The organism is Pseudomonas triclosanedens, assembly GCF_026686735.1.
Lineage (GTDB): Bacteria > Pseudomonadota > Gammaproteobacteria > Pseudomonadales > Pseudomonadaceae > Pseudomonas > Pseudomonas triclosanedens.
Window position 1 is genome coordinate 997,405 of the sequence record NZ_CP113432.1, and the last position, 25,341, is coordinate 1,022,745.

Here is a 25,341-nt window from a genome sequence, read left to right on the forward strand (position 1 = left end):
GCTCGTGCCTGCTCAGCGACTGCGCTTGAGATCGTCCAGGGCGCGGCTCTGATCTTCCAACTGGCGCTTGAGTGAGTCGATTTGTCGCGCCTGCTCCTGCAGCGTTCGTTGCTGCTGCTCCAGTTGTTGCGTCATGCGCTGCAGGTCGTCGCTGCTGAACCTCGATTTGTGGATAACTTCGCTGTCGAATGTATCTGCCACCAGCAGCGCGCCGGAATCGGTGAAGTTACCGAGTTTCATGGCTGCCTGAGTGGGCAGGGTGACGCCGCAGGAAAGGGCGGCGAGGAGTATGGCGGTGCGAAGGCGCATCGGGATCATCCTGGAATGACGAATGGAGTGGGTGCGATCAGGTATTGATTTTGTATACAAAAATCTGGTTTTCTGCCCGGGCGGCAATGGTGAACTTTATATATTTGCACCATAAAGATTCATAAAAGCGTCACGCTGCACTATCTGAGTGCGGCGCGGATTGTTAGAGTCTGCCGGCAAAAAGCATTACATAACCAGAAAAGTACCGGTGTAGACATGATGCAATCCGTTGACTCATTCCTTGAGCGCCTCAAGCGGCGCGATCCCGACCAGCCCGAGTTCCACCAGGCGGTGGAAGAGGTGCTGCGTTCCCTCTGGCCCTTCCTCGAAGCCAACCCTCAATACCTGCAGGCGGGTATCGTCGAGCGCATCGTCGAGCCTGAACGCGCGATCCTGTTCCGCGTGCCGTGGGTTGACGATGCCGGGCGGGTGCGAGTCAACCGCGGCTTCCGCGTACAGATGAGCAGCGCCATCGGCCCGTACAAGGGCGGCCTGCGCTTCCATCCGTCGGTGAACCTGGGCGTGCTCAAGTTCCTGGCCTTCGAACAGGTTTTCAAGAACTCCCTGACCTCGCTGCCGATGGGCGGTGGCAAGGGTGGTTCGGACTTCGATCCCAAGGGCAAGAGCGACGCGGAGGTCATGCGTTTCTGCCAGTCGTTCATGAGTGAGCTGTACCGCCATGTCGGTGCGGATATCGACGTTCCGGCCGGTGACATCGGCGTGGGCGCCCGGGAGATCGGCTACCTGTTCGGCCAGTACAAGCGCCTGTCCAACGAGTTCACCTCGGTGCTGACCGGCAAGGGCATGTCCTACGGCGGCAGCCTGATCCGCCCGGAGGCCACCGGCTATGGCTGCGTGTACTTCGCCCAGGAGATGCTCAAGGCCCGCGAAAGCGGCTTCGACGGCCAGCGCGTGGCCATCTCCGGTTCCGGCAACGTGGCTCAGTATGCGGCGCAGAAGGTCATGGAACTCGGTGGCAAGGTCATCTCGCTGTCGGATTCCGAGGGTACGCTGTTCGCCGAGGGCGGCCTGACCCTGGAGCAGTGGGAAGAGGTGATGGAGCTGAAGAACGTCCGCCGCGGCCGTCTCAGCGAGATCGCCGGCCCCGGCCTGCGCTTCCTCGCAGGCCAGCGTCCCTGGGCGCTCGCCTGTGACATCGCGCTGCCCTGCGCCACCCAGAACGAGCTGGACGCCAACGACGCCCGCACGCTCCTGGCCAACGGCTGTGTGTGCGTGGCTGAAGGCGCGAACATGCCGTCGACCCTTGAGGCTGTGGATATCTTCCTCGACGCCGGCATCCTCTATGCTCCGGGCAAGGCTTCCAATGCCGGTGGCGTCGCCACCAGCGGTCTGGAAATGAGTCAGAACGCCATGCGCCTGCTGTGGACCGCCGGTGAAGTGGACCAGCGCCTGCACGGCATCATGCAGAACATCCACCATGCCTGCGTCGCCTACGGCGAGGAGAATGGCCGGATCAACTATGTGAAGGGCGCCAACATTGCCGGCTTCGTCAAAGTCGCCGACGCGATGCTGGCTCAGGGCGTGGTCTGACCTCGCCTGCCGCATGAAAAACGGGCCCGGTGGGCCCGTTTTTCTTTCTGCTCAATGCGCGCCGTGCCGAGGCCAGTCAGCGGGCCGGCTGTTGGTCCGGCACCGTTATCGCAGGCAAAGTCCTGTGCTGCGCGCGCCTCGGGCGTGCCTCATTCCATCGGCCGTGGCGTGGTCGCCGTGCTCGGTGGCAGCAATGGGTACTCCACCTTGGGCTGCTTGCCGGTGACGGTCTTGAGGAAGGCGACGATATCGCCGACTTCTTCGGTGTTGAGCTGCTTGCCAAGCTGCGCGGAACCCATGATCGTCACCGCTTCCTCCAGGTCCCATACCTGTCCGCTGTGGAAGTACGGAGCGGTCAGCGCAATGTTGCGCAGCGGAGCTGCACGGAACACGTATTCGTCGTTCTGCGTCTTGGTCACCTCGAAGCGGCCCTTGTCGCCGGTGGGGAGGATCTTGCCGTCGGGCTTCTTCACCAGGCCGAATGGGAAATACGCCTGGCCGCCGAGGTTCACGCCGTTGTGGCAACTGATGCAGCCGGCGCTCATGAAGGTTTGCAGGCCCTTCTTCTCCTTGGCGTCGAGTGCCTTGTCGTCACCTTTCAGGTACAGGTCGAAGCGCGAGTCGGGGGTGATCAGGGTCGATTCGAACGCCTGCAGAGCGCGCGCCATATTGTCGAAGCTGACCGGCTTCTTGTCGGCAGGGAAGGCTTGCTCGAAGGCGGTTACGTACTCGGGCATGCTGGCGAGCGTGGCCTCGACGTTCTTCGGCGTGTTGTGCATTTCAACAGGGTTCTGCACCGGCCCCTTGGCCTGTTCCGCCAGGTCCTTGGCGCGGCCATCCCAGAACTGTGCGACGTTGAATACCGCGTTGAACACCGTAGGCGAGTTGCGCGCACCTTTCTGCCACGCGTGGCCGCTGGAGGCGGGGACGTTGTCGGCACCGCCGGTACCGATGTTGTGGCAGGTATTGCAACTGATCACATGGCTGGAGGACAGGCGTGGTTCGAAGAACAGCTGCCGACCCAATTCCACCTGCTTGGCGTCGAGCGTCTCGCTGGCTTGTTCCGGAATAGGTTTGAAGATGCTGTTGGCCTGGTCGCGCAACGCGTCGGCGTGAGCATTGGCGGCGGCGGTGCTGACTGCCAGCATCAGACTGCCCAGGGCCAGTTTCATGGGCTGCATGGTGTTCTCCTTTCTCAGGCTGTTGGTCTTCTTCTCTGAGTTCAAGGAGAGGCCAGCTAGCGAAGGGCTGGCTTGATTGGGGTCAAGTATGCGGGACGTGTCTGGTGCGGGCCTTTGCCGCAGCTTCAGTCGCCGCGAAGGGCGCGACTGAGCGCTCGGTCCTTCTGTTGTTCCCAGTCGCGGTCACGGTCGCTGTTGCGCTGCTCGTCGTAGCGTTGGCGTTCCCGGCTGACGTACTGGGTCTGGCATTGCTGGAACCCGTCGTCCCAGCCGAGGGTGTATTGGCGGTCGTCCAGATAGCGCGACACGTTCTTGCGAAACTCCCCGGTGATGGCGCCGGCGGCCTGCCGGCCACTGCCACAGCCGTCGTCGAAGCCGTCGGCGTAAGCGGGCGGATAGCCTTGGGCGATAAGTGTCTGGTGGGTGGTTTCGCAGCCGGCCAGCGCCGCGAACAGAATCAGTATGCAGATGGCGCGAGGCGCCATGAGGACTCCCGTGTGCCGAAGGGCGGGCACACGCGCCGGATGATTGAACCACGCCACCGGGCGGTGACGTGGCGGCAATCTATCCGTCTCGGTGTGAGGAAAGCGTCAAGCCGCTGTGATTGTGATGTGTTGCCCACCCTCGGAGCGCTTCTGGCAATCGATGCGTACCGGCAGGAAGGCCTCGATGACTGCGCGATTGCTCAGCAGGTGATCGCTCAGCAGCGGCGTGCTGAAGCTTCCGCCGCCGGCGAGGGACATGGGCAGCAACAGTTGGTCTGCGAGATGTTCCTCGACGCTGGTGCCGCTCCCGCGCCAGTTTTCGGCATGGCGCAACGCCTGGCCGGCGACTCGCTCGGCGCTCACCCCGGACTGTCCGAAGGCGCAGAATACGGCGGTCAGCCGCTCGCATTCGATTTCCAGCAGCAGGGCGTTGCCCGGCCCCTGGTCTTCCGGCAGGCGCACGACCTGTCTGGAGGCGGCATGCCAGCCGGTGTGCCGTCCAACCCGCTCCAGCTCGCGGTCCGCTACGTGACCGGGAATGGCGGCCAGCAACGCACGAGCCGAGCGTGAACGTTCTGTACCGGCATCCGGCAGATGCAGCGGCAGCAACGCACCGGGCTCCAGTCGCACCAGCAGCTCACCGCCGCCAGCCGGCATGAAACCGTGGCGCAACACCTCGAAATCCACCTTCCCGCCCATGCGCCGCAATAGCGGCAGCCAACTGCGCTCGATGAATTCTGCCGGCGGTGCCAGCGGATTGTGGGTGCCGCCGCTGATCGCCAGGCTGCTCGGCCCGTCGGCGAACAGCAGTGCTGGCAGCAGTGTCTGCATTACCAGTACGGCGCTACCCGCGCTGCCGATGGCAAAGCGGTAGTCGCCGCCGCGAATGGCGCCGGGGTCGAAGGCCAGGCTGCGCGATCCAAGCTCCATACCTTCGACCGCCGCGCCACAGATTTCCGCCGCCGCCCGCACGGCGGTCAGATGCTGGCGCAACAGCCCCGGCCGCGAACGGCGGCCTCGGATGTTGACGATGCGCAGCGGCTTGCCGGTGATCATCGATAGGCTCAGTGCGCTGCGCAGTATCTGCCCGCCGCCGTCGGCGCCGTCGAGTTCGATCAGGTGCTTGTTCATCTTGTGTAGTCCTTGTGTGCTCGCTCAGCCGGCCCGAGGCGGCGAGTTCAATCAATGCAGGTCAGGCTACCTTTGGGCAGTTGACCGGTCGCGACCAGTTGGCGGATTCGTTCTGCCAGCGCTTGCCGCTCGTCACGCGGTGTCAGTGGGTCCTGGCCTGCGTAGCGCTGATAGCTCCATGAGCGCAGTGCTTTCATCCAGTAGGTCGAGTCGGGTGCGTCGTCGATCTGCCGTAGCAGGTAGGCGAGGCGTTGCCAATACGCCAGTAGGTCGAAGATCGCTTCGCGGCGAGTCTCATCCAGCTCCCGCCAGTGTTGATCCAGGTAATGGCCGATCGGCCCCTGTAGGCTCTGCCAGGAGAGTTTGCGCAGCCGTTCGAGGGCGCCGCGGAATACCTTGGGCGAGGCGTGCTCCAACTGTTCGATGAAGGCCGGTAGCGCTCCGCCCTCCAACTGGGCGATGGCCGCCAGTCGGGTCCGCGTGTTGGCCGAACGCAATGCGACTTCGAGCCAGGCCGTCGGCACCGGCTTGCCAAGGGCTGCACTCAGGCCCAGCACTCCCAGCCATCGGGAGGTGGTCGTCGGCATTGTCCCGGATGTGCTTTGCAGCAGCACCTGTGCCGGTTCGACTCCTTCGCGTAGCGCATGCCAGAGCGCGATTGAGCGCACGCTCGCCGAACTATCCAGCAGCCCGCATTCAAGTGCCTCGAGAGGCGGCATCGGTTCTTTCATGAGGAGCCTGAGCGCCTTGCCGCGCACGGTCGTCGAAGCATTGGTCATGGCCGTGTGCAGCAGCGCCTGCCGGGGCGCGAGCGGCTGCTTTCGGGCAGCATCCACTGCCAGTGTGCGCACCACCGGGTCGGGATGGCGCAGCGCCTGCTCCAGCAGCGCTGCGGAGCCATCGCCCTCCGCCAGTACGCTGAAAAGCAGGTGCGAGGCCTGGCCGCGCAAGCCGAACCAGGCTGCCTTGACCTCCGCGGCATGCTCCGGTTTGGCCAGCAATGACTGCACTTTTTGCAGCAGGAAGCGATGATCGCCACGTTGCTGACGGCTCAGCGCGAGTAACTGCGGCAAGTTCTGCAGGACCAGCGAAACCTGCTCATCGGCCAGGTAGCCTTCGATGCCTTGCAGAGCCTGTTCGCGTATGCCCGGCACCCAGTCGTTGGCGCGGGTGAGCAGTATGCCGAGCGCCTCCGCGGACCGCCGACGGGCCAGCATGCGCACGGCCAGTTCACGGACATATCCGTTGTAGCTGCGGCTCCAGCCCGGCCAGTCCGTTTCAGGGGTGGCGTTCGCCAGCACGCTCAGTGCTTCGTTGACGCCATAGCAGGAGCGCTGCTGGCCCAGCCAGTTGCGCAGGGCTTGCGTCGTCTCGTCCGTGGGGTTGTCTGGCGAGCGCCTGCGCTCCAGCCAGTGTTTGAGTTGTTTCATATCTCCCTCTCTGTGCGCGCTCAATGGGCGGGCGCGCATCCACAGTCCTTTGTTCTTGGCGACGTCTGTTGTCAGTCCGTCGCGCTGGCGGCCAGCGCGGACAATGTTCGTCGTCGCGGGTTGTACAGGGTGAGGCACCAGATACCCCACCATTCCTTGCCGTCGTCGAAATAGCAGCTCCAGTTGCTGCGATGCGGTTCGACACCGCCATTGCCGACCCAGTCGAGCACCTGCAGGCCTTCGTCCGGATACAGCCGCAGCGCCTGCACCCATTCGCGGAAATCCGCGATCTGCAGCTGGGTGCCGTAGGGCGGGTTGCGGAAGGCGCGGCACAGCGGGCCGTCGTCGCGGCCCAGCTCGCGCACCGCCTCGATATCGAGTGCCTGCGGGCGGGCCCGGGCCAGGTCGGGTGTCAGGTCCGCCCATTTATGGGTGGCGTATTGCGGGTAGCGGGCGATGACGTCCGCCTGCCACTTGCGCGCACGTTCCTGGATGGATTCGAACAGCATCTGCAACGCCAGGCGATGTTCTGCTTCGCCGGGCGTGGCGGTCGGGTCGAGTGTCAGCACGCGGAAGTCGAAGACACAGCGTTCCTGTTCCAGGCGGCTGCGCAGCTCCTGCATGCGCTGGTTTTCCAAGGGTTGCAGCATGTCCTTACCTCATCCTTTCACGCATACCACCTGGCGCAGGGTATGCAGTACTTCAACCAGCTCGCGCTGGGCATCCATCACGGCATCGATGTTCTTGTAGGCCATCGGAATCTCGTCGATCACGTCCTTGTCCTTGCGGCATTCGACGTGGGCGGTGGCGCGCACCTGGTCCTCGACGCTGAACAGCTTCTTCGCCTTGGTACGGCTCATCGTCCGGCCGGCGCCGTGGCTGCACGAGCAGAACGCTTCTTCGTTTCCCAGGCCGCGGACGATGAAGCTCTTGGCTCCCATCGATCCCGGAATGATGCCGAGCTGGCCCTTCTGCGCGGACACCGCACCCTTGCGGGTCACTAGTACCTCTTCACCGAAGTGGCGTTCCTTCTGCACGTAGTTGTGGTGACAGTTCACCGCTTCCAGGCTTGCCTCGAACGGCTTGCGGATGACTTGCCGTGCGGCGGCGATCACCGCACGCATCATCAGTTCGCGGTTCTGCCGGGCGAAGTCCTGGGCCCAGCCCACGGCTTCCACGTAGTCGTCGAAGTGCTGGCTGCCCTCTTCGAAGTAGGCCAGGTCGCGGTCCGGAAGGTTGGCGATGTGCTGGCGCATATCGGCCTGGGCCAGTTCGATGAACAGGTTGCCGATGGCGTTACCCACACCGCGCGATCCGCTGTGCAGCATGAACCAGACGCGGTTGGCTTCGTCGAGGCAGACTTCGATGAAGTGGTTGCCGGTGCCTAGAGTTCCCAGGTGCTTGCGGTTGTTGGTCTTCTCCAGTTTCGGGTGCTTGTCGGTAATCACCTTGAAGCGGCCGGCCAATGCCCGCCACGCGTCGTCGGCGTGCTCGGGCACGTCTTCCCAGGCGCCCTGGTCGCGGCGGCCGAAGGTCTTGCCGTGAGGCACGGCCTTTTCGATGGCGGTGCGCAGGCCGTGGAGGTTGTCGGGCAAGTCCGAGGCCACCAGCGAGGTGCGCGCGGCGATCATCCCGCAGCCGATATCCACGCCCACGGCGGCCGGGATGATGGCCCCCCTGGTGGGAATCACGCTGCCGATGGTCGAGCCCTTGCCCAGGTGCACGTCCGGCATTACGGCCAGGTGCTTGTAGATGAAGGGCATCTTCGCGGTGTTCATCAGTTGCTGCTTGGCGTCCTCTTCAACTGGTACGCCCTGGGTCCAAAGCTTGATGGGTTTGCCGTTGGCGACTTCCAGCAGTTGGAAGGTTTTCATGTTCATCTCTCTTTTTTCCTGTGTCGCTGGCCCTGCGTGGCGACGAGTCGTGGTGAAACAGGCGGCGCGCTCCATTCCTTTGAGCTACGGCCCCAGAGAGCCGGCGGGAGTTGAACCCGCAACTTTGCCGATCTGTAGTTCCACCGGTATTCGCCACCGCAATGCCAAGAATTCCTGGAGATAGAGCAGGCGACGTGCCAGTTTTGATTCCGGTAACCTTACTTTTTATTAAATATTTGATTTTTAAAGATTAAATTTATATTCAGGCAAAGTATTCGAATTTCCAGGAGGACTTTTCCTGTCCATTTATAGATATTAATGGATAAGATTTTATCTAAATGGATAGAGGGTGACTTCATGCCAGCAGGACGCAAGACTGTCGCTATCGGGTTTCTCGGCTCTACGCTGGATCGCGTCGGCAAGGGCGCGTCGCGCTGGCAGAAATGGCGGCCCACGGTTGGGCTGTGCCAGCAGCAGGACCTGCTGATCGATCGCCTGGAGCTGATCCACGGCCTGGATGCGCGGGATGTCAGCCTGGCCGAGCGTATTGCCGCCGATGTGCGGCACGTTTCTCCTGAGACCGAGGTTCGGCTGCAGCCCATGTCGCTGCGCAATCCGTGGGATTTCGAGGAGGTCTACGGCACGCTGCACGATTTTGTCGGCGGATATGCCTTCGATACCGAGCACGAGGATTACCTGGTACACATCACCACCGGGACCCACGTTGCGCAGATCTGCTGGTTCCTCCTGACCGAAGCGCGCTACCTGCCGGCAAGGCTGGTGCAGACCTCGCCGTCGCGGCGCAAGGACGAGGCGCGGCAGCCGGAAGGAACGGTGACGCTGATCGATCTCGATCTGTCGCGCTACGACCGCATCGCCACGCGCTTCCGGCGTGAGCAGGAGGAAAGCCTGGCTTTCCTCAAGTCCGGCATCGCCACGCGCAATGCCGATTTCAACCGCTCCATCGAGCAGATCGAACGAGTCGCTGGACGCTCCCGTGCGCCGATGCTGCTGATCGGCCCGACCGGCGCGGGCAAGTCGTTCCTCGCCCGTCGCGTGTATGAACTCAAGCGGGCACGGCACCAGTTCCAGGGACGTTTCGTCGAGGTGAACTGCGCGACCCTGCGTGGCGACGGCGCGATGTCAGCATTGTTCGGTCATATCAAGGGTGCCTTCACCGGTGCGCAGAGTGCTCGCGAGGGGCTGTTGCGTGCGGCGGATGGCGGCATGCTGTTCCTCGACGAGATTGGTGAACTGGGCCTGGACGAGCAGGCCATGCTGCTGAAGGCTATCGAGGAAAAGCGCTTCTTTCCGCTGGGTTCGGACCGTGAGGTGGGCAGCGATTTCCAACTGATCGCCGGTACTCACCGCGATCTGCGCGAACGGGTCGTCGACGGACTGTTCCGCGAGGACCTTTTCGCCCGCATCAATCTCTGGACTTTCGACCTGCCGGGGCTGGCTGGGCGCCGCGAGGACATCGAGCCGAACATCGACTTCGAACTGGAGCGCCACGCCCGCGAACAGGGGCGTCTGGTACGCTTCAACCGGGAGGCGCGGACGCGCTACCTGGATTTCGCCAATTCGGCGCAGGCGCTGTGGAATGGCAATTTCCGCGAGCTGTCGGCGTCCATCACGCGCATGGCGACCCTGGCCGACAGCGGGCGTATCGACGAGGCGCTGGTGGAGGAGGAGATCGGCCGGCTGCGTCGCTCCTGGGGCGCGGCGCAGCCAGAAGGCGAAGTGGAGCGCCTGCTGGGCGAGGGCGCCGAGGCGCTGGACCTGTTCGATCGTCTGCAACTGGAGGCGGTGATCTCCATTTGCCGGCAGGCGCGCAGCCTGTCCGACGCCGGACGCCAGTTGTTTGCGGCGTCACGCCAGGAGAAGCAGAACCCCAACGATGCCGACCGTTTGCGCAAGTACCTGGCGCGCTTCGGGCTGGACTGGGCGGCGCTGAAGAGTTGAGGCGCGGCGCGCCTCAGTAGTGGTACCAGCGCAGCTCCAGCATCACTTCGTTGCGCGGGCTGGCTTCGTGGCTGAACTCGCGCTGGGCCGAAAGGCGCAGGCCGAGGTTGCGGCTCAGTTCCACCTGTTGGCCGAAGCTCAGGGTGCGGCGTACCTCGCCATTGTGGAAGTAGTCGCCCTTGCCTTCGAGACTCAGGTTGCCCAGCGGGTTGCTCCACAGCAGGCCGGTATCGAAGCCCATCGCCGGGGCGATGGTGGCGGCGAAGTCCTGGTTGTTCTCGATTCGCGCGGTACCCAGGGCGTAGGCCTGCAACTCGTCGGTGAGCTTCCAGCTACCCCCTGCGCCGCCGTTGAGATGACCGACCAGGGTGTCGTGATCATCGTCACTGTTCTTGCCGGGTACGCGCTCCCAGCCGCCGGAAACCTGCCACGACAAGGGTTGCAGCAACTCGTTGCGTGGTGTCATCGAGCGGATGGTGACGAGGTCGAACTGTTGCAATTGCCAGCGGTTTCCCTCGTATTGCCGCAGCTTCATCTGGCCGATTTCGATCTGCGCGCCGAGGGGGAAGCCATACTGGTTGTCGTTGAGGTCGTGGTAGGCCATGCGCAGGCCATACTGGGCGAACGCCTCGCCGTCGCGGCTGCCGGCGCCGATCTGCCAGGTGCGCGATTCGTGGCCGTCCTCGGGTTGGCCGGGGCGCTCTACGTCGAGCGCCGGCGGCGGATTACGGTTGATCGCACGCAGCAGGTTGTAGCTGCGCGAGGCGACGGCAGTGTCGCGGTCCTGGCCGGTGGCGCGGTAGCGCACCAGGCGGAAGGCGGTGTCTTGCACCAGTGCCTGGCGTTCGGCGGGCAGCGCCTTGAATTCGGGGCTGTCGAGCAGGCTGTCGTCATCCGCCAGGCTGCGGGCCAGATGCTTTTCCTCGTGGCTCAGCGGCGTGCCGCGGGCGAGCAGTTCGCGCTCGCGGGACGGGCGGTAGTCGATACGGTCGATCATCCCGGCGTTCTTCACTGCGCGCACCGTGTCGGTGGGAATGGCGGTGAGCGGGAAGTGATCGGTGAGTTCGGTGCCGGGCCGGGCGATTTCCAGCAACTCCAGCAGACGGAACGAGCAGTTCTCGTCGAAGAAGTAGTACTTGAAGCGAACCTGCTTCAGTTCCCAGACGTGCTCCACCATGCGCCCGGTTTCTTCCGGGGTGAGATTGAGCCGGTATTCCCATAGGTCGCGGTTTTCAAGGCGGCTGTACTCGGACAGCTTCTCGCGGTACGGCACCAGGGCGAACAGGCCGGGGTAGCCGCCCATCAGGCCCTTCCAGGCGTAGAGGATGCTGTTGTCCATGCCTTCGATGTACGCGCCGAAGTTCAGGGCGTAGCTCAGCAGGGCAGTGTTGTCGGAGTCGACATCGGCCTGGTCGATACGCAGCAGGGTGTGGCCGAACATTGAGGACGGGCTGTTCAGGTATGCTGCCGGGAACACCAGTACCGCGCTGTGCGGGTTGATGTCTTCGTACCACGTCCGGTACTCCTGGCATGCCACCTGTGGCAGGTCGTCGAGCTGCAGTTGCCGGCGGAGCCAGCGGGTGCGCGCCGGGTAGACGCACTGGGCGTGCCTGTCGCCGAGTTCCGCTGGCGCGTAGAGCGCCTTCAGGGTCGCGGCCAGTTCGGCGGCGGGATGCTCGGCGCCGTCGGCGGCGAGGAAGAACTTCGGATCGTCCACGAAGCTGCGCCATCCGCCCAGTCTGGCGTGTTCGTAGTGGCCCAGGGCGAGCCAGTAAGGTTCGTCGGCCAGTGCCTGCAGACGTTCATGGGGGATATTGGCCGCAGCGAGCAGAGGAGAGCAGGCGCACAGCGCCATCCAGGGCAACAGGCGTTTGAGCATGAAGAAGGCTTATTGGATGGGGAGGGGTGAGCCCGCCGGGGTGGCGGGCTCCCGTGCGGCCGTCAGGCCTGTTCGGCGTACTTGGCCAGGGTGGCATCCTGCTTCAGGACAGCCTGGGTATTGGCATAGACGTCCTCGGCGGTGACGTTGGACTTGGTGAAGATCTGCGCGAAGTGCTGGTGGGCGACTTCTGCGAAGTGGGCGCGGTCCTGCGGCGCCACACCCAGGACTACGGCGTAGGTGGTCAGTGCTTCGCCGTTGCCTTTGGCCATGTCTTCGGACAGTTCGTCCATCATGCTGCTCAGCACGATCATCGGCTTGCCGCCGTAGGTCAGGGCGCCGTTGGTGTGGCAGCCATTGGTGCCGGTGGTCATGCCGAAGGTGTTGTTGCCGCTGGTGCCGTTGGTGGTGGCGGCGAGAACGTGGGTGGCGGTGCCACGCTGGCCCTTGAAGAGCATGTTGCCCCAACCGCAGCCATCGCTACCGGGAGCGTCGGCCATTGCGCTGAGGGAAGCGGTGGCGAGGAGGGTACCGAGCAGAATCCTTTTCATTTTTTCTCTCTCTTTCTTAAGTACAAGTCGGAGTTGGCTGACAGCAAACAGCGCCGCTTGCAGCTTTTAGGAATGACTCGTGGGTGTCAAGGCAAGTCGTGCCGCTCTGTGCGGCGGGTCGAGGCCGCCGGCAGGTTATTGATCGGTATCAGCGGCGGTTGCTTTGGAACCGGCCACACTTGATTCAGTTCCCTTTGCGAGGAGGTTGTCATGACCGAATTCGATCCCCGTCCGGCCCTGGACCAACTGGCGGCGGAGTATTCCAAGCGTGCCGAGGCGATTCGTCGGGATCTCGGCCGCAGCCATTCTCCGGATTTTGCCGAACAGGCCCAGCAGCGACAGAACGACGATGTGCTGCGCGCCCTGCTGGCCGAAGCGGAAGCGGGCATGCGTCTTGTCGGGTTGGCCCGGCTGCGCCTGGCCGACGGCAGCTACGGCCTGTGCGCCCGTTGCGGCGAGCCGATCGAGGAGCGCCGGCTGCATGCGCTGCCTGCGGCCGAAAACTGCCTCCGCTGCGCCGGCGAGGTGGGCTGAACTGTCACCAATACTGCCTTGCCAGTGGCGCGCGGGCAGCGCGAGAATGCGGACAACTCTCCGCGGCCTCGCGCCGCCCGAAGCAAGGACTTCCGATGCCCGATTCCGTTGCTGCAGGCCTGCGCCTCGCACCCGATGAACTGACCCGCCCCTTCTCCCCCGAACAGTTTCCCTTCTCCACCACTGACGAACTGGAACCGTTCCTTGGCGTGCTCGGCCAGGAGCGCGCCGTGGAAGCGCTGCAGTTCGGCGTGGCGATGCCGCGTCCGGGCTACAACGTGTTCGTCATGGGCGAATCGGGCACTGGCCGCTTCTCGTTCGTGCAGCGCTACCTGAAGGCAGAAGGCAAGCGCCTGCCCACTCCGGCGGACTGGGTCTACGTCAATAACTTCGATGAGTCCCGCGAGCCCCGCGCCATCGAGTTGCCGCCGGGCAGCGCGGCGGATTTCGGCACGGATCTCGATCATCTGATCGAGAACTTGCTTTCCACCTTCCCGTCGGTCTTCGAGAACCCCGCCTACCAGCAGAAGAAGAGCGCCATCGATCGCGCCTTCAACCAGCGCTACGACAAGGCCCTGGATACCGTCGAGCGGCTGGCGCTGGAGAAGGAAGTGGCGCTGTACCGCGACAGTTCGAACATTGCCTTTACGCCGATGAAGGACGGCAAGGCGCTGGACGAGGCGGAGTTCGCCCAACTGCCTGAAACCGAACGCGAGCGCTTCCACGCCGATATCGCCGAGCTGGAAGAGCAGCTCAACGAGGAGCTGGCAAGCCTGCCCCAGTGGAAGCGCGAGTCCAGTAATCAGTTGCGCCAGCTCAACGAAGAGACCATCACCCTGGCGTTGCAGCCGCTGCTGGCGCCGCTGGTGGAGAAGTACAACAACAACTCCGGTGTCAGCGCCTATTTGCAGGCGATGCAGTTGAACCTGCTGAAAACCGTGGTTGACCAGTTGGTGGACTCGGATCGCACCGATCCACAGCGCAAACAGGGGTTGCAGGAGCAGTACGCACCCAACCAGGTGATCGGCCACCACGCCACCAGCGGCGCGCCGGTGATCTTCGAGTCGCATCCGACCTATGACAACCTCTTCGGCCGCATCGAGTACGCTTCCGATCAGGGCGCGCTGTACACCAGCTACCGCCAGTTGCGTCCGGGCGCCCTGCATCGGGCCAACGGTGGCTTCCTGGTGCTTGAGGCGGAGAAGCTGCTCAGCGAGCCGTTCGTCTGGGACGCTCTCAAGCGCGCGCTGCACTCGCGCCAGTTGAAGATGGAATCGCCGCTGGCCGAACTGGGCCGCCTCGCCGCCATGAGCCTGACGCCGCAGGTGATCCCGCTGAATATCAAGGTGGTCATCATCGGTTCGCGGCAGATCTATTACACGCTGCAGGACCTTGACCCGGACTTCCAGGAGATGTTCCGTGTCCTGGTGGACTTCGACGAAGACATTCCGCTGGGCGAGGACAGCCTGGAGCAGTTCGCCCAGTTGCTGAAAACGCGCACATCCGAAGAAGGGCTGGCGCCGCTGACCAGCGCCGCCGTGGCACGTCTCGCGACCTACAGCGCGCGCCTGGCCGAGCACCAGGGGCGCCTGTCTGCGCGCATCAGCGATCTGTTCCAACTGGTCAGCGAGGCGGACTTCATCCGCCAACTGGCCAACGAGGCGGTAACCGACCTCGGACACATCGAGCGCGCGCTGAAGGCCAAGGAGACTCGCACCGGGCGGGTGTCCGGTCGCATTCTCGACGACATGCTCGCCGGTATCATCCTGATCGATACCGAAGGCGCCGCCGTGGGCAAGTGCAACGGCCTTACGGTGCTGGAGGTTGGGGACTCGGCGTTTGGCGTGCCGGCGCGAATCTCGGCCACGGTCTATCCGGGTGGCAGCGGCATCGTCGATATCGAGCGCGAGGTGAGCCTCGGCCAGTCGATCCACTCCAAGGGTGTGATGATCCTGACCGGCTACCTCGGCAGCCGCTATGCGCAGGAGTTCCCGCTGGAAATCTCCGCCAGCATCGCGCTGGAGCAGTCCTACGGTTACGTGGACGGCGACAGTGCCTCGCTGGGCGAGGTGTGCACGCTGATCTCTGCGCTGTCCCGCACGCCGCTGCGGCAGTGCTTTGCGATTACCGGCTCGATTAACCAGTTCGGCGAGGTGCAGGCGGTCGGTGGTGTCAACGAGAAGATCGAAGGCTTCTTCCGCCTGTGCGAAGCGCGCGGCCTGACCGGTGAGCAGGGTGTGATCATCCCGCGCGCCAACGTTGCCACGCTGATGCTCGACGAGCGCGTGCTGCAGGCTGTGCGCAATGGGCAGTTCCATGTGTACGCGGTTCGCCATGTCGACGAGGCCCTGGGGCTGCTGGTCGGTGAGCCGGCCGGGGCGCCGGATGCCAAGGGCAACTTCCCGAAAGGCAGCGTCAATGCCCGCGTGGTCGAGCGCCTGAAGGAGATATCCGAGTTGGGTATGGACGAGGACGAGAAGGAAAAGCCGGTCAAGGATGCCGTCGTCAAGGCCAAGCTAGAGAAGGCCGCCACGGAGAAGGAGCGGGCGCGCAAGAAGAAGGATGCCGACTGAGCGGATCCTGATCACTCCTCGCCGCGCCGCGTGGGGCGGCGCTCTGGGGCTCCTTCCCACGCGCAGTCCACATGTTTTTCCACAGCCTGCGTGGATAAAACGGCGCTTTCGCGTGTCGGAACCTGGGTGTAGTCTCGAACTCAGGACCACCGCGAGGGTGCCGCCATGCCGCGTAACCTCTGCCTTATCCGCCCCTGTCTGGGGCTGACCACGCGAATCGAATGCGCGATCAGGCCGCTGGCCGGAGAGAATGGACTCTGGACGTTGTTGTGCGCAGCCGGCATGGCCGGCGCGCAGCCCACCGCCATCAAGGCGCAAGGCCCGTTCTTCGGGCCTTTTGTCGCTGAGGGCGTGCTCGATGCGATCTGTGATTGTCTGGCCCAGCAGGGCTACGTCGAGGCGTCCGATCCGCCGATCTGGCAATTGCACCTGCAAGCCGAATTGCGTCGCCTGAACGGCGAACGCAACCGTCATATCGGTGATTGCCAGTTCCGTCCCGAATCCTGACGCGGAATCTGGGCAAGTGCTGAGCATCCCGCGGGAAGCCCTGTGGCGCTTGGCTATGTCCGCTTGATCCCGTGGTAGCCCACATATTTATCCACAGAAATCCGGGATAACTCGGCAATTTCGTTCGGCTATACTGCCGCCCTCCCGACCAATCCCCCCGCGAGTGCCATGGAACGTTTCGTCGAAAACTCCCTGTATGCCGCCCGCTGGCTGCTGGCGCCGATCTATATCGGCCTGTCGCTGGCCCTGCTGGCCCTGACCATCAAGTTCTTCCAGGAAATCTTTCACATTCTGCCAAGCATCTTCTCGATTGCCGAGGCGGAGCTGATCCTTGTGCTCCTGTCGTTGATCGACATGGCGCTGGTCGGTGGATTGTTGGTGATGGTGATGTTCTCCGGTTACGAGAATTTCGTGTCCCAGTTGGACATCGACGAAAGCAAGGAAAAGCTCAGTTGGCTCGGCAAGATGGACGCCAGTTCGCTGAAAAACAAGGTGGCCGCCTCCATCGTGGCGATCTCCTCGATCCATCTTCTGCGTATCTTCATGGACGCCAAGAATGTCGATGACAACAAGTTGATGTGGTACGTGATCATCCACCTCACCTTTGTCCTCTCCGCGTTCGCGATGGGCTATCTGGACAAGGCTACCCGCCACGACCATTGAGCCCCGCACAGGCGTTTCTCTTGCCGCCCGGCCGTTGCAAAACGGACGGGCGGCTGCGTTTCCGGCTTGCGGTGTCCGCGGGGTGTACAAGACTTCTCGCATGGCCGTGCGCGTCGGAGGTGCCCCATGAACCTGCAGGAACTGACCAACCGTTCCCTCGCCGGAGATATCGACGAGATCAATCTGGTATCGATGGAAGGCGATATCTATGTGTTGGAGGCGCGGATGGGAAACCGCTACTACCCGGTGCAGGACGTGCTGGGACATGTGCTGAGCGTGCGCTCCGTGGCACATGCGCGCGAACTGCTGCATGCGCTGCCTGCCGTGCCGTTCCATCTCGTGCATGCGGTGGTGCATGACGAGATGGTCGGAATGCAGGATGAGCGCGACATTGGCGATGGAGTGCCGATCCCGCTGCACTAGCGTCGGTGGGGATGACGGAGCTTCTGTGCTAGGCTGGCCGCCCTTTTTTCGACCCCCAGCGGAGCGCCGCCATGAGCGAACTCAATCTTTCCACCGACGAAGCCCGCGTCAGCTACGGCATCGGCCGTCAGCTCGGCGACCAGTTGCGCGAGAACCCGGTTCCGGGCATGACTCTCGATGCAATCCTGGCCGGTCTGTCCGACGCCTACGCCGGCGCTGACAGCCGCGTGCCGGGCGAGGCCCTGTCTGCCAGCTTCCAGGTCATCCGCGAGCGCATGCAGGCCGAAGCCCAGGCTAAAGCCGAAGCCGCCGCCGCCGTTGGTCGCGAGTATCTGGTGGAAAACGCCAAGCGCGAAGGCGTGACCGTATTGCCGTCGGGCCTGCAGTACGAAGTGCTGGTAGCAGGCGAGGGCGCCAAGCCATCCCGCGAAGACACTGTTCGCACCCACTACCACGGCACCCTGGTCAACGGCACTGTCTTCGATAGCTCCTATGAGCGTGGCCAGCCGGCCGAGTTTCCGGTGGGTGGAGTGATCGCCGGCTGGGTCGAGGCACTGCAACTGATGAACGCGGGTAGCAAGTGGCGCCTGCATGTGCCAAGTGAACTGGCCTACGGTGGCCAGGCTGTCGGCAGTATTCCGCCGCACAGCGTGCTGGTCTTCGATGTCGAGCTGCTGGACATCCTCTGATATCCGAAGACTCGCTGCGGAGCGCCGTCCCTGGCTGCTCCGCAGGAGAAGGGGTGCTCCGGCGCCCCTTTTGTGCATCCGCCTCCCGGGCAGCGGAGCACCGGCGGCGCGTCCGGCACCGCCCAGTGGCCTCAGCGTAGCGCCCTGGCGTAGCAGAACAGGAACAGATTGCGCACCAGTTCCTTCAGTATCACCGGCTCGCTGGTGGAGAGCTCCGATAGTTCCAGCCCGCCCTGTTCGCGCAGCTCGTCCAGTGCATCTTCTTCAAGTACCGCGCAGACTTCCCCGGTATCCCGATGCAGGATGCGCAGGTAAGGGTGCGGGCGATCCAGCCAGGCATCGATCATGTAGGTCATGGCGAGTTCCTCCGTGCAAATCCTTTGATGAGAATAATTCTTATTGTCTTGATAGCAAGTCCTCATCGAAAAATTTCTTGCATAGCCGACGAACTGTTGTCCGGAGTCAACGGAACGAGCATGAAAAAACCCGCCGCGGTGAACCGGGGCGGGCTTTTCTGTCGAGGCCGGGTCAGTGCGTGCGTGCGACGGAAAATTCGGCCAGTTCGATAAGCGCGGAGCGATGTTCGCTGTCCGGCAGAACCTTGAGGTGCTCCACGGCGCGGGCGGCGTAATCGCGCGCCAGCCTGGCGGTGTACTCCAGTGCGCCGGCGGCTTCGACGGCTGCGCGGATTCCCTCCAGATCCTGGCTGCCGCCTTGTTGGATGGCTTTGCGCACCAGCGCGGCCTGCTCCGGGGTGCCGTCGCGCATGGTGACGATCAGCGGCAGGGTAGGCTTGCCTTCGGCGAGGTCGTCACCGACGTTCTTGCCCAGGGTCGTGGCGTCGCCGCGGTAGTCGAGCAGGTCATCGACCAACTGGAATGCAATGCCCAGGGCATCGCCGAACAGACGCAGCGCCTCGGCCTGCTCCGGTTGGGCGTTGGCCAGCGCGGCGGCGCTATGGGTGGATGCCTCAAAGAGCATCGCGGTCTTGCCGCGGATGACTTCCATGTAGGTTTCTTCGGTGGTGCTGGCGTCGCGAATCTTGGAAAGCTGCAGCACTTCGCCTTCGGCGATCACGCGGGTGGCTTGGGATATGATGCGCATGACCGGCATGGAGCCGAGTTCCACCATCATTTCGAAGGAGCGGGCATAAAGGAAGTCGCCCACCAGCACGCTAGGCGCGTTGCCCCACTGCGCATTTGCGGTGGCACGACCTCGGCGCAGGCCGGAGGCATCGACCACGTCGTCGTGCAGCAGGGTGGAGGTATGCAGGAACTCGATGGTGGCTGCGAGCAGCTTCAGGTCGTCGCCCGAATAGCCCAGCGCCTTGCCCGAAAGCAGCACCAGCAGAGGGCGCAGGCGTTTGCCGCCGGCGGAGATGATGTAGTCGCCGATCTTTTCCACCAGGGGAACGCGGGAAGTGAGTTGGCGACGGATGATGCCGTCGACGGCGGTGAAGTCGTCCGCCACCACGCGATAGAAAGCCTGGGGTTGCATTAAAGACAGCGCTCCTCGTAGATTGCGCGGCATGCTAGGTGCCGGGGGTAGGGCTGTCAAGGCAAGGCCCCGGGAGGCTTGATCCGGGGGGTGGGTTTGCGTACAATCGCGGCCCCGAACTTCCCTGGCATACCCTGCCTTACGCAATTGCATGGGCGTCTTTTCCGGCCCCGTGCAGCCATGCCGACCGATTCCTCTTCCTATAAAGCGTCGGGTGAGCAGGTCTAACGGAGATATCCAGATGTACGCAGTTATTGTTACCGGTGGCAAGCAATACAAAGTCACCGAAGGCGAATTCCTCAAGGTCGAGAAGCTCGACGTAGCAACCGGCGAAGCTATCAGCCTCGACCGCGTTCTGCTGGTTGCCAATGGCGACGACGTCAAGATCGGCCTGCCGGTGGTTGATGGTGCCAAGGTCACCGCGGAAGTGGTTTCCCACGGCCGTCACGACAAAGTGCGCATCATCAAGTTCCGCCGTCGTAAGCACCACATGAAGCGTCAGGGCCACCGCCAGTGGTTCACTGAAATCAAAATCACCGGCATCCAGGCCTGATTTCCTTTTAGGCCTGTTTCCTGTTTAGGAGAATTGACTCATGGCACACAAAAAAGCTGGCGGTAGTACCCGCAACGGCCGCGATTCCGAAAGTAAACGCCTTGGCGTGAAGCTGTTCGGTAGCCAGGCTGTAAAAGCAGGCAACATCATCGTGCGTCAGCGCGGCACCCAGTTCCACGCTGGCTACGGCGTTGGCATGGGCAAGGATCACACCCTGTTCGCGAAAATCGACGGCGTGATCAAGTTCGAAGTGAAAGGCGCCTTTGGCCGTCGCTATGTAAGCGTCGTCGCTGCCTAAGCGAGATTTCACTGAAAAAGCCCTGTCTCGCGACGGGGCTTTTTTGTTTCTGGCGTTTCCTGGCTAGGTGTTGGCGCGCGCGTTGGCGTGGCGTTGGCTGTATCCTATGCTCCTTTTCTTATTTTCAACCCGCCGGTCCGGCGGGAGGCGTTCTTCATGAAATTCGTCGACGAAGTATCCATCCACGTGAAAGCCGGTGACGGCGGCAACGGCCTCATGAGCTTCCGCCGCGAGAAGTTCATCGAGAAAGGCGGTCCCAACGGCGGTGACGGTGGCGACGGCGGTTCGGTGTTCCTCGAGGCCGACGAGAACCTGAATACTCTGGTGGACTACCGCTACACCCGCCGCTTCGACGCCCAGCGCGGTGAAAATGGCGGCAGCAAGGACTGTACCGGTGCCAAGGGGGATGATCTCGTCCTGCCTGTGCCGGTGGGCACCACTGTGATCGATGCCAATACCCAGGAAATCATCGGCGACCTGACCGTTGCCGGTCAGCGCCTGATGGTCGCTCAGGGCGGCTGGCATGGTCTGGGTAACACCCGATTCAAGTCCAGTACCAATCGTGCTCCGCGCCAGACCACTCCGGGCAAGCCGGGTGAGGCGCGTGACCTCAAGCTGGAGCTGAAGGTTCTGGCTGATGTCGGCCTGCTGGGGCTGCCGAATGCCGGCAAGAGCACCTTCATTCGCGCAGTTTCCGCCGCCAAGCCGAAGGTCGCCGACTATCCCTTCACCACTCTGGTGCCGAACTTGGGCGTGGTCAGTGTCGGTCGCTTCAAGAGCTTCGTGGTCGCCGACATTCCTGGTCTGATCGAGGGGGCTGCCGAAGGCGCCGGTCTGGGGATTCGCTTCCTCAAGCACTTGGCGCGTACTCGTCTGCTGCTGCACATCGTCGACATGGCTCCGCTGGATGAGAGTGACCCGGCCGATGCCGCGGAAACCATTGTCCACGAGCTGGAGAAATTCAGCCCGGCGCTGACCGAGCGCGATCGCTGGCTGGTGCTGAACAAGATGGACCAGATCCTCGAGCCCGAGGAGCAGGAGCGCCGCAAGCAAGAAGTGGTGGATCGCCTGGGTTGGGAAGGTCCGGTCTACGTGATTTCTGCCCTGGAGCGCGAGGGCACCGAGGCCCTGAGCCAGGACATCATGAAATACCTCGACGAGCGCACCCTGCGCATCGAAGAAGATCCGGCCTATGGCGAAGCCCTGGCGGCCCTGGATCAGCGCATCGAAGATGAGGCCCGCGCCCGTCTGCAGGCGCTGGACGATGCTCGTGCCCTGCGTCGCGCCGGCCTGAAGAATGCTGATGATGTGGATGACGATGATTTCGAGGATGACGAAGACGACGGCGATGGGCCGGAAATCTTCTACGTACCTTGATCGGAGCGGCGCCCGTCGGTCCGGATGAAACGTGTGAAGCCTGACTTCTAAGGTTGAGGGTATGCGTGAGAAGGTCACTGGCGCCAAGCGCTGGGTAGTCAAGATTGGCAGTGCGTTGTTGACCGCCGATGGTCGCGGTCTGGATCGCGACGCCATGGCGGTTTGGGTCGAGCAGATGGTCGCGCTGCATTGCGCGGGCGTCGAGCTGGTTCTGGTGTCCTCGGGCGCTGTTGCGGCGGGCATGAGTCGCCTGGGGTGGGTGTCCCGACCTAGCGACATGCACGAGCTGCAAGCGGCTGCCGCGGTGGGGCAGATGGGGCTGGTGCAAGCCTGGGAATCCAGCTTCGGCGTGCACGGCTTGCAGACCGCGCAGGTGCTGCTGACTCATGACGACCTGTCCGACCGCAAGCGCTACCTCAATGGCCGCAACACGCTCCGCACTCTGGTCGACCTCGGCGTGATCCCGGTGATCAATGAGAACGACACTGTTGTCACCGATGAGATCCGCTTCGGTGACAACGACACCCTGGCGGCGCTGGTGGCTAATCTGGTCGAGGCTGATCTGTTGGTCATTCTCACTGACCGCGATGGCATGTTCGATGCCGACCCGCGTCACAACCCCGATGCTGAGCTCATCTTCGAGGCTCGGGCCGACGATCCAGCCCTGGATGCTGTCGCTGGCGGCACCGGTGGTGCGTTGGGGCGTGGCGGCATGCAGACCAAGCTGCGTGCGGCGCGCCTGGCTGCTCGTTCCGGCGCGCACACGGTGATTGTCGGTGGGCGTATCGAGCGTGTGCTGGATCGCCTGCGCGCCGGTGAGCGCCTCGGCACGTTGCTGACCCCTGAGCAGAGCCGCAAGGCGGCCCGCAAGCAATGGCTGGCGGGGCATCTGCAGATGCGTGGCACCCTGGTGCTGGACGATGGTGCGGTGAAGGCGGTTGCCCAGGATCACAAGAGTCTGCTGCCGGTCGGCGTGAAGGCCGTGCAGGGCAGCTTCCGTCGCGGCGAAATGGTGGTGTGCGTGGATCAGCAGGGTCGTGAAATCGCCCGCGGCTTGGCCAATTACAGTGCTCTGGAAGCGCAGAAGATCATTGGTCAGCCGACCGATGCCATCGAAGGCCTGCTGGGCTATGTCGATGGTCCGGAGCTAGTGCACCGCGACAACCTGGTGCTCGTCTGAGGAGAGTGTTCATGCGCAAGGGATGGATGGCGGCGTTGATGCTGCTGCCGGCGCTGGCCCGGGCCGATGTGATCGGCGAGGTGTCCACCGTGTTCAAGTGGGTCGGGCCGAACGACAAGATCGTCGTCGAGGCCTTCGATGATCCGAAGGTGGCAGGCGTCAGTTGCTACCTGTCCCGCGCCAAGACCGGCGGTGTGAAAGGTGGTCTGGGCTTGGCGGAGGATCGCGCCGAGGCGTCGATCTCCTGTCGTCAGGTCGGGCCCATCCGTTTCGCGGGTGAGTTGAAGGATGGCGAAGTGGTGTTCCAGCAGCGTACTTCGCTGGTGTTCAAAACCATGCAGGTGGTGCGTTTCTTCGACAAGAAGCGCAATGCGCTGGTTTACCTCGTTTATAGCGATCGGGTGATCGAGGGTAGTCCGCAGAATGCCGTGACGGCGATTCCGATCATGCCGTGGCCTGAAAAGTAGAAAGGAGAAGGGCGGGTGACCGCCCTTTCTTTTTGCCTGCAGGTTTTTCACCGGCAGAGAAGATGAGTCTGTGGATAACTCATTCGAAGGGTAAATTGCAGGCAATAAAAAACCGGCCCTGGGGCCGGTTTTTCAAGAACGGAACGCTTACGCGGTGGCCAGGGCCTTCACGTGGGCGTTCAGGCGGCTCTTGTGGCGAGCGGCCTTGTTCTTGTGGATGATGCCTTTGTCGGCCATACGGTCGATGACCGGAACGGCGGCAACCAGAGCGGCCTGGGCCTTCGGCAGGTCCTTGGCGTCGACTGCTTTGACTACGTTCTTGATGTAGGTACGAACCATGGAACGCAGGCTGGCGTTGTGGCTGCGACGCTTCTCAGCCTGTTTGGCGCGTTTTTTGGCGGAAGGTGTGTTGGCCACCGTCGAGCTCCTCGAAAAAAACTTGGGATGTTGCGAATAAATTAAGGCCGCGAATAATGCCGTTGCATCAGATGCTTGTCAAGGGTATGGGCAGCCTCCGACGAGCGGTGGGAATGCTGCATACCAACTGGCCGACGGGGTGATTTATTCGTCGGGCGGCCCTAAACTGCTGCGCTTCGCATGGTGGACGGACGCTGGTTCCGCTGCCCTTGCCGCGCCCGTGTAACGGGGCGGCCATTCTACGTGCTCCCGGCTCCGGACGCTATGAACCTACTCAAGTCGCTGGCCGCAGTCAGCTCGATGACCATGATCTCGCGGGTGCTCGGCTTCGTACGCGACACCATAGTCGCCCGTATGTTTGGCGCCGGCATGGCCACCGACGCCTTCTTCGTCGCCTTCAAGCTGCCTAACCTGCTGCGTCGTATCTTCGCCGAGGGGGCCTTCTCCCAGGCGTTCGTGCCGATCCTGGCGGAGTACAAGACCCAGCAGGGCGAGGAGGCGACCCGTACCTTCATCGCCTACGTGTCCGGCCTGTTGACGCTGATCCTCGCGCTGGTCACCGCGCTGGGTATTCTTGCGGCGCCCTGGGTGATCTGGGTGACGGCCCCCGGCTTCGTCGATTCGCCGGAGAAATTCGAGCTCACCAGTTCCCTGCTGCGGGTGACCTTTCCTTATATCCTGCTGATCTCGCTGGCCTCGCTGGCGGGGGCGATTCTCAATACCTGGAACCGTTTCTCGGTGCCGGCCTTCGTGCCGACACTGCTGAATGTCAGCATGATCCTGTTTTCGCTGTTCCTGACGCCGTACTTCGACCCGCCGATCATGGCGTTGGGCTGGGCGGTACTGGTCGGTGGCCTGGCCCAACTGCTCTATCAACTGCCGCACCTGAAGAAGATCGGCATGCTCGTGCTGCCGCGCATCAACCTGCGCGATTCCGGCGTCTGGCGCGTGATGAAACAGATGGGGCCTGCGATCCTGGGCGTATCGGTCAGCCAGATTTCTCTGATCATCAACACCATCTTCGCGTCCTTCCTGGTGGCGGGCTCGGTGTCCTGGATGTACTACGCGGATCGCCTGATGGAGTTGCCCTCCGGCGTGCTGGGCGTGGCATTGGGGACCATCCTGCTGCCCTCGCTGGCCAAGACTTACGCCAGCGATGATCGCCACGAATACTCGCGCCTGATGGATTGGGGGCTGCGCCTGTGTTTCCTGCTGGTGCTGCCGTGCTCCCTGGCCCTGGCGGTGATCGCCGAGCCGCTGACTGTTGCGTTGTTCCAGTACGGCAGGTTCAGCGCCCACGATGCGCTGATGACCCAGCATGCGCTGATCGCCTATGCGGTCGGCCTGCTTGGCATCATCCTGGTGAAGGTTCTCGCGCCGGGCTTCTACGCGCGGCAGAACATTAAGACGCCAGTGAAGATCGCACTGTTCACCCTGGTTTCCACGCAGTTGATGAACCTGGTCTTCATTGGCCCGCTCAAGCACGCCGGGCTGGCGCTGGCCATCAGTCTGGCGGCATGCCTGAACGCCGGCCTGCTGTACTGGCAACTGCGCAAGCACCAGTTGTTCGCCCCGCAGCCCGGCTGGGGCAAGTTCATCGCCAAGTTGGTGGTGTCTGTACTGGTGATGTGCGCCGTGTTGATCGGCATGATGTGCGTCATGCCGGCCTGGGATCAGGGCGGTATGCCGATTCGTCTGGTGCGCCTGGGGGCGCTGGTGGTGGCCGGTGTGGTCGCCTATTTCGGTATGCTGGCGATCCTGGGTTTCCGCTTGCGGGACTTCTCTCGCCGCGCGGTACTGTAATCCGCAC

General features: G+C 63.1%; 26 protein-coding genes. 14 read left to right on the forward strand and 12 right to left on the reverse strand.

What is annotated here, in order from left to right; all coding sequences use genetic code 11:
* Nucleotides 1-12: 12 nt before the first annotated feature.
* Complete coding sequence (locus OU419_RS04725) at nucleotides 13-309, reverse strand: hypothetical protein (protein WP_254471145.1); 297 nt, start codon at nucleotides 307-309, stop codon at nucleotides 13-15.
* A 216-nt stretch (nucleotides 310-525) separates the two neighbouring features.
* Between OU419_RS04725 and gdhA the strand changes: the two genes are divergently transcribed.
* Nucleotides 526-1,860: an NADP-specific glutamate dehydrogenase gene (gdhA, locus tag OU419_RS04730; RefSeq protein ID WP_254471144.1), complete on the forward strand. Its 1,335-nt coding sequence runs from the start codon at nucleotides 526-528 to the stop codon at nucleotides 1,858-1,860.
* 149 nt (nucleotides 1,861-2,009) lie between these two features.
* On the opposite strand, the gene OU419_RS04735 is transcribed toward gdhA, so the two are convergent.
* The 6 genes from OU419_RS04735 to OU419_RS04760 form a co-directional block, all read right to left on the reverse strand.
* A complete protein-coding gene (locus tag OU419_RS04735) occupies nucleotides 2,010-3,041 on the reverse strand; it encodes a cytochrome-c peroxidase (protein ID WP_254471143.1) in 1,032 nt (343 codons plus the stop codon).
* 125 nt (nucleotides 3,042-3,166) lie between these two features.
* The gene (locus tag OU419_RS04740; protein WP_254471142.1) at nucleotides 3,167-3,526 is read right to left on the reverse strand and encodes a hypothetical protein; all 360 of its coding nucleotides are present in this window, start codon (nucleotides 3,524-3,526) and stop codon (nucleotides 3,167-3,169) included.
* 105 nt (nucleotides 3,527-3,631) lie between these two features.
* Nucleotides 3,632-4,657, reverse strand: coding sequence for an RNA 3'-terminal phosphate cyclase (gene rtcA / locus OU419_RS04745; protein ID WP_254471141.1), 1,026 nt, complete (start codon nucleotides 4,655-4,657; stop codon nucleotides 3,632-3,634).
* Between the two features lie 47 nt (nucleotides 4,658-4,704).
* Nucleotides 4,705-6,087 (reverse strand): HEAT repeat domain-containing protein, encoded by a 1,383-nt coding sequence (locus tag OU419_RS04750; RefSeq protein ID WP_254471140.1) that lies wholly within the window; start codon nucleotides 6,085-6,087, stop codon nucleotides 4,705-4,707.
* A gap of 71 nt (nucleotides 6,088-6,158) precedes the next feature.
* The gene (locus tag OU419_RS04755) at nucleotides 6,159-6,737 is read right to left on the reverse strand and encodes a hypothetical protein (protein WP_254471139.1); all 579 of its coding nucleotides are present in this window, start codon (nucleotides 6,735-6,737) and stop codon (nucleotides 6,159-6,161) included.
* 9 nt (nucleotides 6,738-6,746) lie between these two features.
* Entirely contained in the window at nucleotides 6,747-7,961 is a 1,215-nt protein-coding gene (locus OU419_RS04760; RefSeq protein ID WP_254471138.1) for an RtcB family protein, read from the reverse strand.
* Nucleotides 7,962-8,318: 357 nt separating this feature from the next.
* On the opposite strand from OU419_RS04760, the gene rtcR reads away from it, so the two are divergent.
* Nucleotides 8,319-9,923 carry an RNA repair transcriptional activator RtcR gene (gene rtcR / locus OU419_RS04765; RefSeq protein ID WP_254471137.1) on the forward strand — a complete coding sequence of 535 codons (1,605 nt, stop codon included), beginning with the start codon at nucleotides 8,319-8,321 and terminating at the stop codon, nucleotides 9,921-9,923.
* A 13-nt stretch (nucleotides 9,924-9,936) separates the two neighbouring features.
* Here the strand turns inward: rtcR and OU419_RS04770 are convergent, their stop codons facing one another.
* Both OU419_RS04770 and OU419_RS04775 read right to left on the reverse strand, forming a co-directional pair.
* A complete protein-coding gene (locus OU419_RS04770) occupies nucleotides 9,937-11,802 on the reverse strand; it encodes an Lnb N-terminal periplasmic domain-containing protein (RefSeq protein WP_254471136.1) in 1,866 nt (621 codons plus the stop codon).
* A 62-nt stretch (nucleotides 11,803-11,864) separates the two neighbouring features.
* Nucleotides 11,865-12,353 (reverse strand): DUF3015 domain-containing protein, encoded by a 489-nt coding sequence (locus OU419_RS04775; RefSeq protein WP_254471135.1) that lies wholly within the window; start codon nucleotides 12,351-12,353, stop codon nucleotides 11,865-11,867.
* Nucleotides 12,354-12,563: 210 nt separating this feature from the next.
* Between OU419_RS04775 and OU419_RS04780 the strand changes: the two genes are divergently transcribed.
* From OU419_RS04780 to OU419_RS04805, 6 genes are all read left to right on the forward strand, one after another.
* On the forward strand, nucleotides 12,564-12,887 hold the full coding sequence (locus tag OU419_RS04780) for a TraR/DksA family transcriptional regulator (protein WP_254471134.1): 324 nt from the start codon (nucleotides 12,564-12,566) through the stop codon (nucleotides 12,885-12,887).
* A gap of 95 nt (nucleotides 12,888-12,982) precedes the next feature.
* Entirely contained in the window at nucleotides 12,983-15,460 is a 2,478-nt protein-coding gene (locus tag OU419_RS04785; RefSeq protein WP_254471133.1) for a Lon protease family protein, read from the forward strand.
* 165 nt (nucleotides 15,461-15,625) lie between these two features.
* Complete coding sequence (locus OU419_RS04790) at nucleotides 15,626-15,967, forward strand: PA4575 family protein (RefSeq protein ID WP_254471132.1); 342 nt, start codon at nucleotides 15,626-15,628, stop codon at nucleotides 15,965-15,967.
* Between the two features lie 168 nt (nucleotides 15,968-16,135).
* Complete coding sequence (locus OU419_RS04795; RefSeq protein ID WP_254471131.1) at nucleotides 16,136-16,630, forward strand: TIGR00645 family protein; 495 nt, start codon at nucleotides 16,136-16,138, stop codon at nucleotides 16,628-16,630.
* 126 nt (nucleotides 16,631-16,756) lie between these two features.
* The gene (locus OU419_RS04800; RefSeq protein ID WP_254471130.1) at nucleotides 16,757-17,053 is read left to right on the forward strand and encodes a DUF6482 family protein; all 297 of its coding nucleotides are present in this window, start codon (nucleotides 16,757-16,759) and stop codon (nucleotides 17,051-17,053) included.
* A gap of 71 nt (nucleotides 17,054-17,124) precedes the next feature.
* Nucleotides 17,125-17,742 (forward strand): FKBP-type peptidyl-prolyl cis-trans isomerase, encoded by a 618-nt coding sequence (locus OU419_RS04805; RefSeq protein WP_254471129.1) that lies wholly within the window; start codon nucleotides 17,125-17,127, stop codon nucleotides 17,740-17,742.
* A gap of 131 nt (nucleotides 17,743-17,873) precedes the next feature.
* Here the strand turns inward: OU419_RS04805 and OU419_RS04810 are convergent, their stop codons facing one another.
* Nucleotides 17,874-18,098, reverse strand: coding sequence for a PA4570 family protein (locus OU419_RS04810; RefSeq protein WP_254471128.1), 225 nt, complete (start codon nucleotides 18,096-18,098; stop codon nucleotides 17,874-17,876).
* Between the two features lie 172 nt (nucleotides 18,099-18,270).
* On the reverse strand, nucleotides 18,271-19,239 hold the full coding sequence (locus OU419_RS04815; RefSeq protein ID WP_254471127.1) for a polyprenyl synthetase family protein: 969 nt from the start codon (nucleotides 19,237-19,239) through the stop codon (nucleotides 18,271-18,273).
* A 241-nt stretch (nucleotides 19,240-19,480) separates the two neighbouring features.
* Here OU419_RS04815 and rplU point away from each other — a divergent pair, with 241 nt between their 5' ends.
* The 5 genes from rplU (at nucleotide 19,481) to OU419_RS04840 (ending at nucleotide 23,114) form a co-directional block, all read left to right on the forward strand.
* A complete protein-coding gene (rplU, locus tag OU419_RS04820) occupies nucleotides 19,481-19,792 on the forward strand; it encodes a 50S ribosomal protein L21 (protein ID WP_254471126.1) in 312 nt (103 codons plus the stop codon).
* Nucleotides 19,793-19,832: 40 nt separating this feature from the next.
* Nucleotides 19,833-20,090 (forward strand): 50S ribosomal protein L27, encoded by a 258-nt coding sequence (rpmA, locus tag OU419_RS04825; protein WP_009617551.1) that lies wholly within the window; start codon nucleotides 19,833-19,835, stop codon nucleotides 20,088-20,090.
* Between the two features lie 156 nt (nucleotides 20,091-20,246).
* Entirely contained in the window at nucleotides 20,247-21,467 is a 1,221-nt protein-coding gene (cgtA, locus tag OU419_RS04830; RefSeq protein ID WP_254471125.1) for an Obg family GTPase CgtA, read from the forward strand.
* A 61-nt stretch (nucleotides 21,468-21,528) separates the two neighbouring features.
* Complete coding sequence (gene proB, locus OU419_RS04835) at nucleotides 21,529-22,647, forward strand: glutamate 5-kinase (RefSeq protein WP_254471124.1); 1,119 nt, start codon at nucleotides 21,529-21,531, stop codon at nucleotides 22,645-22,647.
* A gap of 11 nt (nucleotides 22,648-22,658) precedes the next feature.
* A complete protein-coding gene (locus OU419_RS04840) occupies nucleotides 22,659-23,114 on the forward strand; it encodes a CreA family protein (protein WP_254471123.1) in 456 nt (151 codons plus the stop codon).
* A 147-nt stretch (nucleotides 23,115-23,261) separates the two neighbouring features.
* On the opposite strand, the gene rpsT is transcribed toward OU419_RS04840, so the two are convergent.
* On the reverse strand, nucleotides 23,262-23,531 hold the full coding sequence (gene rpsT / locus OU419_RS04845) for a 30S ribosomal protein S20 (RefSeq protein WP_009617555.1): 270 nt from the start codon (nucleotides 23,529-23,531) through the stop codon (nucleotides 23,262-23,264).
* Between the two features lie 264 nt (nucleotides 23,532-23,795).
* Between rpsT and murJ the strand changes: the two genes are divergently transcribed.
* Nucleotides 23,796-25,334 carry a murein biosynthesis integral membrane protein MurJ gene (murJ, locus tag OU419_RS04850; RefSeq protein ID WP_254471122.1) on the forward strand — a complete coding sequence of 513 codons (1,539 nt, stop codon included), beginning with the start codon at nucleotides 23,796-23,798 and terminating at the stop codon, nucleotides 25,332-25,334.
* The last annotated feature ends 7 nt before the right edge of the window (nucleotides 25,335-25,341 follow it).

Bases quoted from the DNA above. Each gene is read 5' to 3' on its own strand.
- OU419_RS04725 (WP_254471145.1), bottom strand. From the start codon at position 309: ATGCGCCTTCGCACCGCCATACTCCTCGCCGCCCTTTCCTGCGGCGTC.
- gdhA (WP_254471144.1), top strand. From the start codon at position 526: ATGATGCAATCCGTTGACTCATTCCTTGAGCGCCTCAAGCGGCGCGAT.
- OU419_RS04735 (WP_254471143.1), bottom strand. From the start codon at position 3,041: ATGCAGCCCATGAAACTGGCCCTGGGCAGTCTGATGCTGGCAGTCAGC.
- OU419_RS04740 (WP_254471142.1), bottom strand. From the start codon at position 3,526: ATGGCGCCTCGCGCCATCTGCATACTGATTCTGTTCGCGGCGCTGGCC.
- rtcA (WP_254471141.1), bottom strand. From the start codon at position 4,657: ATGAACAAGCACCTGATCGAACTCGACGGCGCCGACGGCGGCGGGCAG.
- OU419_RS04750 (WP_254471140.1), bottom strand. From the start codon at position 6,087: ATGAAACAACTCAAACACTGGCTGGAGCGCAGGCGCTCGCCAGACAAC.
- OU419_RS04755 (WP_254471139.1), bottom strand. From the start codon at position 6,737: ATGCTGCAACCCTTGGAAAACCAGCGCATGCAGGAGCTGCGCAGCCGC.
- OU419_RS04760 (WP_254471138.1), bottom strand. From the start codon at position 7,961: ATGAAAACCTTCCAACTGCTGGAAGTCGCCAACGGCAAACCCATCAAG.
- rtcR (WP_254471137.1), top strand. From the start codon at position 8,319: ATGCCAGCAGGACGCAAGACTGTCGCTATCGGGTTTCTCGGCTCTACG.
- OU419_RS04770 (WP_254471136.1), bottom strand. From the start codon at position 11,802: ATGCTCAAACGCCTGTTGCCCTGGATGGCGCTGTGCGCCTGCTCTCCT.
- OU419_RS04775 (WP_254471135.1), bottom strand. From the start codon at position 12,353: ATGAAAAGGATTCTGCTCGGTACCCTCCTCGCCACCGCTTCCCTCAGC.
- OU419_RS04780 (WP_254471134.1), top strand. From the start codon at position 12,564: ATGACCGAATTCGATCCCCGTCCGGCCCTGGACCAACTGGCGGCGGAG.
- OU419_RS04785 (WP_254471133.1), top strand. From the start codon at position 12,983: ATGCCCGATTCCGTTGCTGCAGGCCTGCGCCTCGCACCCGATGAACTG.
- OU419_RS04790 (WP_254471132.1), top strand. From the start codon at position 15,626: ATGCCGCGTAACCTCTGCCTTATCCGCCCCTGTCTGGGGCTGACCACG.
- OU419_RS04795 (WP_254471131.1), top strand. From the start codon at position 16,136: ATGGAACGTTTCGTCGAAAACTCCCTGTATGCCGCCCGCTGGCTGCTG.
- OU419_RS04800 (WP_254471130.1), top strand. From the start codon at position 16,757: ATGAACCTGCAGGAACTGACCAACCGTTCCCTCGCCGGAGATATCGAC.
- OU419_RS04805 (WP_254471129.1), top strand. From the start codon at position 17,125: ATGAGCGAACTCAATCTTTCCACCGACGAAGCCCGCGTCAGCTACGGC.
- OU419_RS04810 (WP_254471128.1), bottom strand. From the start codon at position 18,098: ATGACCTACATGATCGATGCCTGGCTGGATCGCCCGCACCCTTACCTG.
- OU419_RS04815 (WP_254471127.1), bottom strand. From the start codon at position 19,239: ATGCAACCCCAGGCTTTCTATCGCGTGGTGGCGGACGACTTCACCGCC.
- rplU (WP_254471126.1), top strand. From the start codon at position 19,481: ATGTACGCAGTTATTGTTACCGGTGGCAAGCAATACAAAGTCACCGAA.
- rpmA (WP_009617551.1), top strand. From the start codon at position 19,833: ATGGCACACAAAAAAGCTGGCGGTAGTACCCGCAACGGCCGCGATTCC.
- cgtA (WP_254471125.1), top strand. From the start codon at position 20,247: ATGAAATTCGTCGACGAAGTATCCATCCACGTGAAAGCCGGTGACGGC.
- proB (WP_254471124.1), top strand. From the start codon at position 21,529: ATGCGTGAGAAGGTCACTGGCGCCAAGCGCTGGGTAGTCAAGATTGGC.
- OU419_RS04840 (WP_254471123.1), top strand. From the start codon at position 22,659: ATGCGCAAGGGATGGATGGCGGCGTTGATGCTGCTGCCGGCGCTGGCC.
- murJ (WP_254471122.1), top strand. From the start codon at position 23,796: ATGAACCTACTCAAGTCGCTGGCCGCAGTCAGCTCGATGACCATGATC.